General features: G+C 34.7%; 11 protein-coding genes and 1 tRNA gene. 5 read left to right on the forward strand and 7 right to left on the reverse strand.

Annotation, left to right across the window (positions count from 1 at the left end):
* Window positions 1-3 precede the first annotated feature (3 nt).
* From KFE69_01385 to KFE69_01400, 4 genes are all read left to right on the forward strand, one after another.
* Complete coding sequence (locus KFE69_01385; protein ID UTW42823.1) at window positions 4-711, forward strand: succinate dehydrogenase iron-sulfur subunit; 708 nt, start codon at window positions 4-6, stop codon at window positions 709-711.
* Window positions 712-815: 104 nt separating this feature from the next.
* A complete protein-coding gene (locus tag KFE69_01390) occupies window positions 816-3,653 on the forward strand; it encodes a 2-oxoglutarate dehydrogenase E1 component (GenBank protein UTW43940.1) in 2,838 nt (945 codons plus the stop codon).
* A gap of 42 nt (window positions 3,654-3,695) precedes the next feature.
* Entirely contained in the window at window positions 3,696-5,255 is a 1,560-nt protein-coding gene (gene odhB, locus KFE69_01395) for a 2-oxoglutarate dehydrogenase complex dihydrolipoyllysine-residue succinyltransferase (GenBank protein UTW42824.1), read from the forward strand.
* A gap of 92 nt (window positions 5,256-5,347) precedes the next feature.
* Window positions 5,348-5,866 carry an adenine phosphoribosyltransferase gene (locus KFE69_01400; GenBank protein UTW42825.1) on the forward strand — a complete coding sequence of 173 codons (519 nt, stop codon included), beginning with the start codon at window positions 5,348-5,350 and terminating at the stop codon, window positions 5,864-5,866.
* Between the two features lie 14 nt (window positions 5,867-5,880).
* Here the strand turns inward: KFE69_01400 and KFE69_01405 are convergent, their stop codons facing one another.
* Window positions 5,881-6,405: an FUSC family protein gene (locus KFE69_01405; protein UTW42826.1), complete on the reverse strand. Its 525-nt coding sequence runs from the start codon at window positions 6,403-6,405 to the stop codon at window positions 5,881-5,883.
* A gap of 190 nt (window positions 6,406-6,595) precedes the next feature.
* On the opposite strand from KFE69_01405, the gene KFE69_01410 reads away from it, so the two are divergent.
* Window positions 6,596-8,302 (forward strand): NAD-dependent malic enzyme, encoded by a 1,707-nt coding sequence (locus tag KFE69_01410; GenBank protein UTW42827.1) that lies wholly within the window; start codon window positions 6,596-6,598, stop codon window positions 8,300-8,302.
* On the opposite strand, the gene KFE69_01415 is transcribed toward KFE69_01410, so the two are convergent.
* The 6 genes from KFE69_01415 to KFE69_01440 all read right to left on the reverse strand — a co-directional run bounded on the left by KFE69_01415 (window position 8,299) and on the right by KFE69_01440 (window position 14,387).
* Complete coding sequence (locus tag KFE69_01415; protein UTW42828.1) at window positions 8,299-10,263, reverse strand: hypothetical protein; 1,965 nt, start codon at window positions 10,261-10,263, stop codon at window positions 8,299-8,301. The two genes, KFE69_01410 and KFE69_01415, sit on opposite strands and share 4 nt — an antisense overlap.
* 222 nt (window positions 10,264-10,485) lie before the next feature.
* Window positions 10,486-11,745 carry a DUF5624 domain-containing protein gene (locus tag KFE69_01420; GenBank protein UTW42829.1) on the reverse strand — a complete coding sequence of 420 codons (1,260 nt, stop codon included), beginning with the start codon at window positions 11,743-11,745 and terminating at the stop codon, window positions 10,486-10,488.
* Window positions 11,746-11,868: 123 nt separating this feature from the next.
* On the reverse strand, window positions 11,869-12,378 hold the full coding sequence (locus KFE69_01425) for a GNAT family N-acetyltransferase (GenBank protein ID UTW42830.1): 510 nt from the start codon (window positions 12,376-12,378) through the stop codon (window positions 11,869-11,871).
* Window positions 12,379-12,454: 76 nt separating this feature from the next.
* A tRNA-Met gene (locus tag KFE69_01430) sits at window positions 12,455-12,531 on the reverse strand.
* 72 nt (window positions 12,532-12,603) lie between these two features.
* Window positions 12,604-13,515, reverse strand: a complete 912-nt coding sequence (locus tag KFE69_01435; GenBank protein ID UTW42831.1) for a hypothetical protein — start codon at window positions 13,513-13,515, stop codon at window positions 12,604-12,606.
* A gap of 110 nt (window positions 13,516-13,625) precedes the next feature.
* The gene (locus KFE69_01440; protein UTW42832.1) at window positions 13,626-14,387 is read right to left on the reverse strand and encodes a sulfite exporter TauE/SafE family protein; all 762 of its coding nucleotides are present in this window, start codon (window positions 14,385-14,387) and stop codon (window positions 13,626-13,628) included.
* Window positions 14,388-14,392: the final 5 nt, after the last annotated feature.

Consider the following 14,392-nt stretch of genomic DNA (forward strand, 5'->3'; position numbering starts at 1 on the left):
AAAATGCATACTATTAGATTTAAAATTTATCGTTATGACCCAGAAGTCGATAAAAAGCCTTATATGAAAGAATATACTCTAGAAGTAGATAATCCGCATATTAAAGTCTTAACAGCAATTGAAATGCTAAAAGAGAAAGATCCAACTATTGCAATACGCCGTTCTTGTCGAGAAGGTGTTTGTGGCTCTGATGGTATGAATATTAATGGTCAAAATCGTTTAGCTTGTATTACAACTTTAAGTGATTTAAAGCAACCGATTGTAATTAGGCCATTACCAGGGCTGCCTGTAATTCGTGATTTGGTGGTTGATATGAATCAATTTTATCATAACTATGAAAAGGTAAAACCTTATCTGATTGCAGAAGAAGGCCATCAACCTGCAACTGAACGTTTACAGTCACCGGAAGATCGTGCAAAACTAGATGGACTGTATGAGTGCATCCTATGTGCATGTTGCTCAACATCTTGCCCATCATTTTGGTGGAATCCAGATAAATTTATCGGTCCTGCTGGATTGTTGCAAGCTTATCGTTTTGTGATTGATAGTCGAGATGTGGCAACAAAAGAACGCCTAAGTGATTTAGAAGATCCATATAGCGCATTTCGTTGTCGTGGTATTATGAACTGTGTTCAAGTTTGCCCTAAAGGGCTTAATCCGACAAAAGCAATTGGCAAATTAAGATCAATGATGCTGAAAAATGATTTATAAATTTTAAAATAAAAGTTTATAGTATATCTATAAAAATATTATAGAGAAAAACAAAAGCTCAAATGGTGATGAAAATGAGTGACAAAAGTAACGATCCTGAATCTATGAAACAATTATGGTCTAATTCTCAATTATCTGGTGGAAGTAGTGCTTATTTAGACTCTATCTATGAATCATATTTAGAGAACCCTGATAGTGTTGATGCTAGCTGGCGCGCTTATTTTGATCAAATGGCTAATGGCGTCATTGACACACCGCATTCACAAGTACGCCAAGAGTTTATTGAATTAGCACGTCATCCACGCACGATTCAAAAAACTGAAACAGCTGTTACAGGAGAATTTCCTGATGGAGGAGATCAAGTATCAGCTGTGATGGATTTAGTTTATGCTTATCGTTATGTTGGTCATAAATTAGCAAAGATAGATCCATTGGGCTTAAGAGATACGCAAGATGTACCTGAGTTAGCATTAGCATTTCATGGCCTTAAGGCATCTGATTTGGATGTTGAATTTAATGCTGGAGCAATCACGCATCATAAGCCATTAAAACTAAAAGAAATTATCAAAAAGCTTGAATCAATTTACTGTGGCCCCATTGGCTCTGAATATATGCACATTACTGAAACTGCAGAAAAAATGTGGTTGCGAGAACGTTTAGAAGAAACAGTTCGTCCAATTAGTAATGAGCGCAAAATATGGTTATTAAAACGCCTAAGTGCTGCTGAAGGTTTAGAAAAATACTTAGGCATGCGTTATGTTGGCCAAAAACGCTTTTCTTTAGAAGGTGGTGAAAGCTTAATTCCAATTTTTGATCGTATGGTCGAAAAATCTGGTGATTATAATGTCAAAGAGCTTATTATTGGTATGGCGCATCGTGGGCGATTAAATGTGCTTGTTAATATTATGGGTAAATCGCCTCAGGAGCTATTTAAAGAGTTTGAAGGTAAGCAAGGACGTAAATTATTATCAGGTGATGTGAAGTATCATTTAGGATTTTCATCAAATGCACGTACAAATCATGGGGATGTACATTTATCATTAGCTTTTAACCCATCACACCTTGAGACAGTTGATGCAGTTGCTGTGGGTTCAGCAAGAGCAAGACAAGATCGTTGGAAGGGTAGTGATAATATAGAGAATAAAGTGATTCCAGTTCAAGTTCATGGAGATGCAGCATTTTCTGGACAAGGTATTGTGATGGAGACTTTAGCTTTATCACAGACACGTGCTTATGGCACAGGTGGCTCCATTCATCTTGTGATTAATAATCAGGTTGGTTTTACAACCAGTAATCCTAAAGATGCTAGAAGTAGCTTATATTCAACAGATATCGCTAAAATGATTGAAGCGCCTATTTTTCATGTTAATGGTGATGACCCTGAAGCAGTACTAAGAGTCATCGAATTAGCATTTGATTATCGAATGACATTTAACAAAGATGTTGTCATTGATTTGGTTTGTTATCGTCGTCACGGTCACAATGAAGCAGATGAACCATCAGGTACTCAGCCTGAAATGTATCAAACGATTAAACAATTAAAAACAACGTGTCGTTTATATGCTGATCGTTTAGTAAATGATGGCCTAATTTCAGAAAGTGATGCTAAAGAGATTCAAAAAAATTACCGTAAGCGTTTAGAGAATGAGCAGTGTGTTGCTAATGTCACAACTGATTTATCAGCATCGGAAGATTTAAAACTAGTTGATTGGAGTCCTTATTTAGATAAGCACTGGTTAAAAGATAATGTATCAACAACTTATGATAAAGAAAAGCTTGTTCAGTTAGCAAAAAAAGTATGCCAGTACCCTGCCAATTTTAAATTACAGCCTCAGGTGAAAAAAACTTATGATGAACGTCTTAAGATGGCTTGTGGTGAAGTTGCTTTTAATTGGGGTGCTGCTGAAATGCTTGCTTATGCAACATTAGTTGAAGAAGGACACCCTATTCGTATGACAGGCGAAGACTGTGGGCGTGGTACATTTTCACATCGTTATGCTGTCTTACATAATCATGATTTAGTTAATAAAGTACAACCTGATTATATTCCAGTACAACACCTATCTGAAAAACAGGCAAGTTTTGAGATTTATGACTCTATTTTATCTGAATATGCCGTATTAGGTTTTGAATATGGTTATTCTGCCTCAGCACCTAATTCGCTAGTAATTTGGGAGGCGCAATTTGGTGACTTTGCAAATACAGCTCAAGTTGTTATTGATCAGTTTATTTCTTCGGCTGAAGAAAAATGGGGGCGTTTATCAGGATTAACACTTTATTTACCACATGGGCAAGAAGGTGCGGGGCCTGAACACTCATCAGCTCGTTTAGAGCGTTATTTACAATTATGTGCTAATGAAAATATGCAAGTCTGTATACCAACAACGCCTGCTCAAATGTATCATATGATTCGAAGGCAAGCATTAAGACCATACCGCAAACCACTTATTGTTATGACACCTAAAAGCCTATTACGTCACCCAATGGTGCACTCTTCAATAGATGATTTAAGTGAAGGTCATTTTCATTGCGTGATTAAAGAAGTGGATGCTGCAATAAAAGCAAAAAATGTCAAGCGTGTTGTTATTTGTACAGGCAAAGTATATTACGATTTATATAAAAAGCGTAATGAAAAAGAGCTAACTGATGTTGCTATTATTCGTCTTGAGCAATTAAATCCATTCCCTGAAGCTGAATTTAAAAAAGTAATGAAAGCTTATAACCATGTAACTGATATTATATGGGCTCAAGAAGAGCCAGAAAATCAAGGTGCTTGGTGGATGATTTCGCATTGTATTAGAAAAATGCTTAATGACAACCAAACACTAGGCTATGCAGGGCGAGCTGCTGCTGCATCACCAGCTGTGGGTTATCCTTCATTATTCCACGAACAACAAGAGCAACTAGTTTTAGATGCATTGAATTTATCTCAAACAGATTAATTAAGTTTAATATTTGATAGAAACTAAAAGGTAGTATTATCCATGACAATTGAAGTAAAAACACCTGTATTTCCTGAATCTATTACAGAAGGCACAGTTGCAACTTGGCATAAGAAAGAAGGTGATCAAGTTGAAGAAGATGAGGTTATTGTTGAAGTAGAAACAGATAAAGTCGTTATGGAAGTACCAGCGATGTCATCTGGAGTTATAAACAAAATTATTAAACATGAAGGTGATGTGGTTAATAGTGAAGAAGTATTAGCTACACTAAGTGAAACTAGTGGTGAGATAGTAAAAGAGTCAGCAGAAGTAAAAGCACCTCAAAAGCAAATGGCTACTTCTACTTCAAGTGAGAAGAAACCTGCAACTGTTGGCGTAAAAGCCGTTGATATAAAAGTACCTCAGTTTCCTGAATCTATTACAGAAGGTACCATTGCAAATTGGCATAAAAAAGTCGGTGAGCAAGTAGAAGAAAATGATGTGATTGTTGAAATTGAAACAGATAAAGTTGTTATGGAAGTACCAGCAATGGAAAGTGGTGTCATCTCAGGGATTCTTAAAACCGAAGGTGATGTTGTATTAACTGAAGAGATTATTGGTACTTTAATTGTTGGCGCACCAGCACCTTCACAAACAGCAGCAAGTGTAACAGCTGATGTAAATACCCAAGTAAATCACGCCAATGAGACTCAAGCACAGCATTTATCACCATCGGTACGTCGTGCAGTAAAAGAGCATGATATTGATATAGCAAATATTCAGGGTAGCGGTAAAGGTGGTCGTATTGTTAAGGAAGATTTAAATAAGCCACAGCAAGCTACATCTACTGTGCCACCAACTCAAGCAAAAGCTATGCCTACCCAGTCGCCTAAACCTCAGACACAGGTTGAAATAACAGGTGATCGTTACGAAAAACGTGTCAAGATGACGCGACTTCGCCAAACGGTTGCTAAACGATTGGTTGAAGTGCAGCATACTAATGCCATTTTAACTACATTTAATGAAGTTGATATGAAACCTGTGATGGATTTACGCAAAAAATATAAAGATTTATTTGCTAAGGAGTATGAGACTAAACTTGGCTTTATGTCATTTTTCTTAAAAGCCTCTGTTGAAGCATTAAAGCGCTTTCCAGAAGTCAATGCATCTATTGATGGCGATGATATCGTATATCATGGTTTTTATGATATTGGTGTCGCTGTAGGCTCAGATAGAGGCTTAGTTGTGCCTGTAATTCGTCATGCTGATCAGAAGTCGTTTGCTGATATTGAAGCAGATATTGTGCAAAAAGCGATTCGTGCGCGTGATGGTAAATTATCACTAGAAGAAATGCAAGGTGGTACATTTACTATTACCAATGGTGGGACTTATGGCTCAATGCTGTCAACACCGATTATTAATGCGCCACAAAGTGCTATTTTAGGGATGCATAATATTGTTGAGCGTCCTGTGGTGAAAGATGGCCAAGTCGTTGTCAGACCAATTATGTATTTAGCACTATCTTATGATCATCGAATTATCGATGGTAGTGTTTCAGTACGTTTCTTAAAAACAATTAAAGAGATGATTGAAGATCCGGCAAGATTATTGCTTCAAGTATAATATTAATTTAACATGTCATGACAAACGTATTAATGGGCCCGAAAATTCGGGCTTTTTTATGATTTATAGTTAATTGATAATTGAGGATACTGATGGAATATAACTTATCTAATAGCATTCGCGCTGTAAAAGATTTTCCTAAGCCAAATATTTTATTTCGTGATATTACAACCTTATTAAATGATGCTGATGTTTATCAACAAGCACTTGATCAGTTAGAGCTCGTTGCTAAAAAATATGAATTTGATGTAATTGCTGCAATAGAGTCGCGTGGCTTTATTTTTGGTGGTGTACTAGCGGATCGGCTAAAAAAACGCTTTGTACCGATTAGAAAACCAGGAAAATTACCTTATCAAACCTATCAGGTTGAATATGAATTAGAATATGGTAAAGATGCGTTAGAAGTGCATATTGATGCGTTTAAAAAAAATGATCGCATTTTAATTATCGATGATTTATTAGCAACAGGCGGTACTGCCAAAGCTGCAGCAGAACTTATTGAAATATCTGGCGCTAAGATAAGTAACTTTTTATTTTTAGTTGAACTCGATGATTTAATGGGTAGAGCATTATTAACTAATTATGTCGTTGATGCTTTAGTCCACTATTAAAATAGGTCGCTATTTTATTTCTTTTTTTTATTAATTAATGAAATAATATACAACACAATCCAGCGTATGCAAACAGCAACTAAAACGCCAATTAATGATTCTAAAAATCGTGATAAGGCATTCCAAAATGGTGGTATATGTGGTGAGAGTAAGCTTACAGCGATAACAACTGCAGCGGTTAGACCTGCAAGGCGTAATCCTTCTTCGAAATGAATAAATTTACAGATTAAAGAAATTAAGAAAATAACAGGGATACAAAGAATAATATGTGCCGGAAAAAAAACTAAAAAAATACCAGCAATGGCTGCTCCAATAAATGAGCCAATTAAGCGTACAACTGCCATATGATCTGTCAGTTTACGTGTATTTTGTATAACAACAATGCCTGAAATTGCAGCCCAGAGCCCACCAATGATTGACAATTGTTGACTGCTATAACCAATAAAGCTACTAATTAGAAAGCAAATCCATACAATGAGTGCCATTTCAATAGATAGAAATAATTTAGTCGATAGTTTATTTTGATGTAAATGAATCATTTTTGCTCACTTAAAGTCCATATCCTGTTACTTTAAATTTAGAAAAAAATTGCTGATCATTCAAGTTGATTAGGGTGAAACAACAATTTATATTTGCTGTAACTATGCTGGCATATGATTGAATTTCATCTATGATGAAAGACATTCTAATTAATTCTTATCAGTAAGATTATAATGAAGGAGAGATCTGATGCCATCGAAGAAAAAAGTTGCTACTGGTCAATCAATTAGTACAAAGCTCAAAGGTAGAGCACTTTTAAATGAACCATTATTAAATAAAGGTACGGCATTTAATGAGCTAGAGCGAGATAGTTTTGATTTACATGGTTTGTTGCCAGTACATATTGAGTCAATGAATTCACAAGTGATGCGTGTTGGCCGTCAATTACAGGAAAAAGCTAATAATATTCAAAAAAATATTTTTTTAAATGCTTTACATGACAGTAACGTAACCTTGTTTTATAAATATGCGACAATGAACATAGATGAAGTGTTACCGATTGTTTATACACCGACAGTTGGCGATGCAGTAGAAAGCTATTCATGTGAATTTAGAAGGCCTGCAGGTGTTTACCTTTCTTATGAACAAAAGGATAAATTAGATAAAATTTTAGCAAAAACAGCTAAAGAACGAGAGATTGATTTTATTATTGTTACCGATGGTGAAGCAGTACTTGGTATTGGTGATTGGGGCATTGGTGGTATGGATATCAGTATTGGCAAATTAATGGTTTATATTATTTGCTCAGGGATCAATCCTGCTCGAGTTTTGCCTGTACAATTAGATGTAGGAACTAATAATCAAAAATTGATCGATAGCTCACTCTATTTAGGATCACATCATAAGCGAATTACAGGTAAAGAGTACGATGAGTTTATTGATTTATTTGTCAAAAGCGTTAAAAAACATTTTCCAAACGTCTATTTACATTGGGAAGATTTTGGCCGTGATCATGCCAGAAGTATTTTAGAAAAATATCGTAATGATCTATGTACATTTAATGATGATATGCAAGGTACAGGAATTGTTGCAACTGCTAACACAATTACTGGCATTCAGGCAACAAAAACGAGCTTTAGTGATCATGTGGTTGTGATGTTTGGCGCAGGCACAGCAGGCTGTGGTATTATGGATCAGATATTAGATGCATTCGTTGCCAGTGGTATGACAGAGGCACAGGCAAGAAAACGTTTTTATATTATTGATCGTAATGGTTTAATTGTAGATGATATGGAAGGTTTACCTTATTTTCAAAAACCCTATGCAAGAAAAAGAAGTGAACTTAAAAAATGGCAGGTAGTTGATCAGGATAATATATCTTTACAAGAAGTCGTTGAAAATGCTAAAGCGACTATTTTAATTGGCTGCTCAACAGTTAAAGGAGCGTTTAATAAACCAATTGTAAAAGCAATGGCTAAAAATATTAAACGTCCAATTATTATGCCATTATCTAATCCAAACTCACATTGTGAGGCTGAACCTGAAGACTTAATTAAATGGACAGATGCTAAAGCGATTATTGCAGCAGGTAGTCCGTTTGATCCTGTTGAATATAAAGGTAAGACATACGTGATATCTCAGGCAAATAATGCGTTTATTTTCCCTGGTCTTGGTCTTGGCGCAATTGCTGTTAAAGCGACAAAAATGTCAGATAATATGATTCGAGCAGCATGTAAAGCATTAAGTGAGTTCTCACCATTAAGAAAAAATAAAGATGCGCCAATCTTACCACCAATTCATGATGCACCATTAGTCAGTAAAAAGGCAGCTGTAGCTGTTGCAAAAGCTGCAATTAAGGAAGGTTTATCAGCAATTAATGCTAAGGCATCCGATGCGGAAAAATTAGTAGAAGCGGCACAATGGACACCTAAGTATTCTAAATTAAATAAAGCTTAAGCACTGTAGTTATCTAGTGCATAACCTTTTGTTGTACCATCCACTTTACTTCCCTGTGGTATACTAGAGCCATCTTTTAATACCATGATACTATCAATACCACTTTTTGAATCACCATTAAGCCAGCGAGTAACAACATGGTTGATTAAAATATTGTTAGTTATATCAACTTTAATCGCTGTTTCTGCATTAATTGTTTTTTGTGCTTGAATGCTTGGAAAATAGCTATAAATACCAAGGCCATCGGCTTTAAAGTTTGATGCATTTGCCGTAATATATAGTGAAGCACACACTTGTTGTTTGGTGGAAGCCTCACCTGGTAAAGCACAACTAATTGTTTTTTGATCATTGCCATCATCTAAAGGCATAAAATAAGGCATTTCAGATTGATAAAAATTAATTTCACCATCAGTACCATTCCATACGGTTTGATAGTTTTCAAAATGCTCTACAGCTAATGCATTCATCGTGACATGGTTGCCATTTACAATTAATCCATATTGTGCTTGATCGATTGTCCAAGGCACTAAGCTTGCTGTGATTTTTACATCGTGATCAGCACGCCACAACCATAAGTTTTGCCCAATGGTATAGTTTGCATTAACAGTGATACAGCTATAGGCAGATGGAGAGTCTTGACTTACCTCTGTTCGAGCTATACGGCAATAGACATCTTGTAAGATAGTTGGGTTATTTATTTTACCTTGACCTTTTGTGCCAATGGTTAATAGAGTGTTTTGTGGGTCATTAATATTACCATTTGTACCGGCATCAAAGGTTATGCCACTGATATGTACACCTTCACTTGCTGTTGTCATACAGCTACCAGTTTGACTTTGGCAAACAAGTGCAGGTATACCAAGACCTAAAATTGTTTTATCATTTGGTGTATTAATTGTACCTTGAAGCTTATAGATTCCAGGCATAATAATTAAGCCTTTAATCGCATTGTTAGATAACTGTGTATTGATTTGATTAATTTCTGTTTTAGATATCTCTGTTGGTTTATCGTTATCTGGTGTTAGGATTATAAACTGATTTATAGGGATTGCTTGATTACCTACACTAACTTTCCATGTACCATTATCATTGATAATATGTGGTGCTTGAATATTATGTAGCTGCGTGCTATTTGTCATAGTAAATGGATAGCCTGGCCAAGGATTCTTAGTTGATGAGTCACCAGAGCCTGTATTGGTACCGTTATTATTATTAGATACGATATTCCAAACACCAGCTTGTAACTGATTAAATGTTGAATCAGTAATGTAATATTGTTGTTGCGAACCTAAAATAAGGTTTTGATCAACTTTGACATTATCCATAAAACCACCACTGGTATAGCCACAGTCACCACCTTCTCCCCAGTCACACATAAGTAGATTTTGTCCGCCGGTAATTGCAATATTTCTTATTGGGGAAGCTTGGGAGACTGCAAATCTTAACGGATGTCCGAGAGAAGCTGTATTAATTGTTAAATTTGATAGACTGCGCCAGAAATTATTTAAGCCCCCAGGAGACTTACAATTAGGATCAGCTGTATCTAAACAGTTATTTAAAACATTAATACCAGGGGAGACAATCACTTGATCTCGATTAGGTGCAACGCCTGTAATTTCTGTATAATAACCTAATTTAAATGGACCACTCATTGTATAGTTACCTTGATCAATTAAAATAGCATAACGCTTTGAGCTCCATTGGGTCGTTTCACCTTCATGGGTCGTATCTTGTGGTCCACCAATTTGACTACCTAATTTAAATAGGGTATTACCATTGTGATCATTCACAAGGTAAGCGCCGGATGGACAAGTGTCACTAGTGCAGTCGGATGGAGATTTTAGTAAAGTTTTAAATTCATCTCCATTAAGAATATTTGCAAAAGTACTGCTAGCTGTAATGAGCCCCAATGTTGAGATAATACTAATCGTAATTTGTTTGATATTTTCAGAAGTTAACATATCAATCCCTTTGTGTTTTATTAAACCATAAGTGTTATTCTTAAGGCCAAAATTAATAAGAAAAAATTAATTTTGGTGTATTTAAAGTGGACTAAAATTAGCTATAGAAAAAGGATTTATGCGTTATATTTATGCTAAGAAAGACATTTAAAACTTAGTGATAATACTTATGGTTGTAGGGATAGATCTGATTATAATTTATTTAATAATTTTTTTGAAAATTTATTTGCAAGGATAATTCATGACGCCTTTAGGAAAACCTGTTTCAAGCCCTGGTAACTTTATAGTTTGAGTATCATAATGATTATTTGCTAAGGCTTGTGGTATCCAAAAGCCAATGGTATTAGAAAGCATCTGGGTTGGGTCAGAAAACGTATATTTTAGTCGTTTGCTAAATGCAGCAATATCATCAGCTTTAGTATTAGAATAATCACCTGGCAATAAACTAGATTGTGTCGTTGTTGTGATATCTGCTATAAAACTTAAGGTTTTATTGGCAATTATTTCTCTGTTATATAAAGCACCCCAGACACTTTCAGTATAATAGTTATAGGCCTTTAGGGGCAAAGTTTTGTCACCGACAGAATCTAAAACTTTAGCGTAAGCAGCTATAAAAATACGTCTATCGGGTAATTGATTATTCGACTCTACTTTTAAAAAGTTGTAATACCAATTAGAGTCTTTTGTTAACCCTGCCGTATAGTTGGAGCCTGCAACATTACGTAAAATTACTTTAGCATTTTGCCAGTTGATATCTAATTTTGAAAATGTTTGATGTAGTCTGTAAGCATCATCTAAACCTACCAACATAAAGGTACCAATCATAACATTGTTATAAGGTATTGGATAAGCTTTAGAGTGGCTTTCAATAAAGTTATTTTTAAAGGTGGTTTCATTGAATGAATTTGGATTTTTTAATATGGATGTTAAATAGGATTGAGATAGTAATAAGGCATAATTGCTCATACAATGGATGGCTTTTTGATGGCCTTGCCAAGCAGGGTTATTCAATTGATAAACCCAATTTGGTTTTTGGTTATTCACTTTATAAGTAGATTTAATATTATCTAATAGGTTTTGTGCTAATGATTTCCATTGAGTGTCACCTAAATTCTTCAGATAAAGCAAATAGGCAATGGCAGGGCCAATATGAGAAATTGATGTCGTTTCAAAAAAGCCACTATTAGGTTGCACCCTTAAGCTTTCATGAGCTAATAGTTTGCGATTTTGATCATAGATATACAAATCAGAGTTTAAAAATAAGATTAAAACAGATGCTGAACTAGTATTTGATGTAGAATTAGTTTGCATTTCTTTACTTAGTGTAGTGCCAATCGATTTATCTTGACCGTAAAAACTATGTAATAATTGATAAAATGCAGTTGGTGTTTGATAGACTGTTGTTTCAGAAGCTTCTGTTTGAGCATAACTTACAGCCCCTAAAGAGAAAATTAAAGCAAATATAGTGAGATATTTTTTCATCATTAAACCTATTTTTTATTATTAAAATTTTAAATAAGATACAGAAAGTAGGTGCTATAAAAAATTAGAAATAGGTTAATGAAAATTGTTAACTAAAAGTTAATATAATAAGGATATAAATACCTAGCTTGTCAATTGAAGCATATTAGCTGTTGCAAGTGTTTTAATTTTATCTTCAGTTAAACGAAAAACCGTCCACTCATTCATGGCTTTGGCACCTAAGCTTTGATAAAAATCAATCGCTTTTTGATTCCAATCTAAAACCCACCATTCAATTCGACCACAGTCTCTTTCAACAGCTAATTTTGCGAGAAAATAAAAGACTGCTTTACCGATGCCACTTCCACGATGTTCAGGCTTAATGTATAAGTCCTCTAAATACAGGCCAGGCTTACCAATAAAGGTTGAAAAATTATGGAAAAATAAAGCAAAACCAATTTCAATATTATCTTTGCAAATCAAAATCACTTCAGCACGTGGTATATTACCAAATAAATGCTTTCGTAAGCTATCTTCTGTTGCAATTACTTCATGAGCTAATTTTTCAAATTCAGCTAATTCAGAAATAAAGTTTAAAATTGTTGAGATATCATTTTCTGTAGCAAAACGGATATGAATATCATTAAGTGACATAGAGAAAATCTTCCATATGGTAATTTCTAACTAAGAATTAATATACTTGATATTATGCTTAATTTAAAATAAAAATTGGTAGCTACGAGTGGACTTGAACCACCGACCCCAGCATTATGAATGCTGTGCTCTAACCGACTGAGCTACGTAGCCAATGTGCGAGACTGTATTTTACTGAATTGAGCGCTTGTGTCAACCATTGGCGAGGATAAATTTATATTTTTATTAGTTGAGCGTAATAGTGGCATAAACTGCTTTATGTTCTTCACTATTAGGGTGGTTAGGATAAATCTCAGAGCTAGGGTTAATGACATAACCTGATATGGTGGCATTACTATGATTAGTAGCTACCTGATCATAAGGTAGAGAATATTTGCGAGGTTGGGTATTTTGGCAGCAGGTGTCATTTATGCTAGAGATTTTAAATGCACCAAATGTTGTTTTAAAATCTTTCAAGCTATTAAGACGTGAGGCATTACCGTTCGCATCACCTACTTCATTCATATCACCAGCAAGGATAACAGTAACATTTGTTAATTTAGTACCACTGCCTACTGTATTTTGTGCATCTTGAATAAATTGTTTTGTATTCCAATATGCAGCTGATCCATAGTGAGGAAAGTGTAAAGCGACAAATAAAACTTTTTCCCCACTATTATCTTTTGCTGTACCTTCTAGGTAAATCATATTATAAGGACGAACACCATTATTATTATCTGTCGTCCAATAATTTCCTGGGGTAGTTGTATTGGGTAGAACTTTCCAACGATTGGTATTAAAGGTAATTTCTGTTTCATCAAAATCACCACTGGTTAAGTGATTAGTATTCACATATGTTTTCCAGTTAGTTAAACCATAATGACTCTTTAATTCATCATCTAATAAAGGAGTAGCACCATGGTGTGTGTCTGTTATGGCTTGTTCTAGTGCAATAAAATCTACTGGTTTACTTTGAATTTGACTATTAATTAGATCTAATTCTTTACTGCGTAAACTATTTTGACTCCAAATACCATGATCTCGAGCAGAGCGAATATCACCTTTGACATTGTATTGTATGATATTAACGGTTGATGCATTAGCGATAGAAATGCTACAAAATGCAAGTAAGCTTAGTATAGATTTAATTTTAATCATTTTAAAATACTCCTTAATTTATTTTTACAATAAGTAAAAGTAATTTTCTGTTTAATTGGCAGACGATAATAATCAAACGTTAATTAAAAGTAAAAGATTTTACAGCAAATCTAAACTAAATATTTAAGAACTAAATGGCCTAAAAGGACAATTAACACAAGATTAACAACCAGTTTGACGACCTTAGAGTGGCCTTTAATGAGTACCTGGCTACCTAAAATATAACCAAATGCTGAAGCTGGTACACCAATTAAGGCAGGCGTCCAATCAATACGATTGACGACGATAAAATAACCTAAAGCAGAAAGATTTGAGATGAAATTAATCAAGCGTGCATTAATCGATGCATCAACATAATCCATATAGAGAAAAAAGACAAAGCCTAATAATAAGAAAGTACCAGTACCTGGACCAAAAAAACCATCATAAGCACCAATGATAAAGCTAACTAAAATACAACGAGTAATTTCTTGAGATTGACTTAATTGGCTTCTGTATTTGACTTGAATGATCCTTGATTTAAAGGTATTGATAACTAGAATACTTGGAATTAATACAAGTAATAAGTAAACCATCGCTTGTGCATCTAAAAAGCGGCTTAGAAATGCACCAGAAATTGCACCTAATAATCCGGTAATAACACCATATTTCATTAAGGATAAATCAATTTTATTATGACGTAAAAAACGGTAAATAGCAGTAGTGCCACCTAAAGTTACAGTGAATTTATTGGTTCCTAATACTAATGCTTCAGGAACACCAATTAAGAGAAATGTAGGGATAGTAATAAAGCCCCCGCCACCACCAATTGCATCAATAAAACCAGCAAAGGCAACTAAGATAATTTCAATAATGATTTGTTCAAAACTCATAATGA

It is taken from the genome of bacterium SCSIO 12844 (assembly GCA_024397935.1).
In the GTDB taxonomy this organism is placed as follows: domain Bacteria; phylum Pseudomonadota; class Gammaproteobacteria; order Francisellales; family Francisellaceae; genus M0027.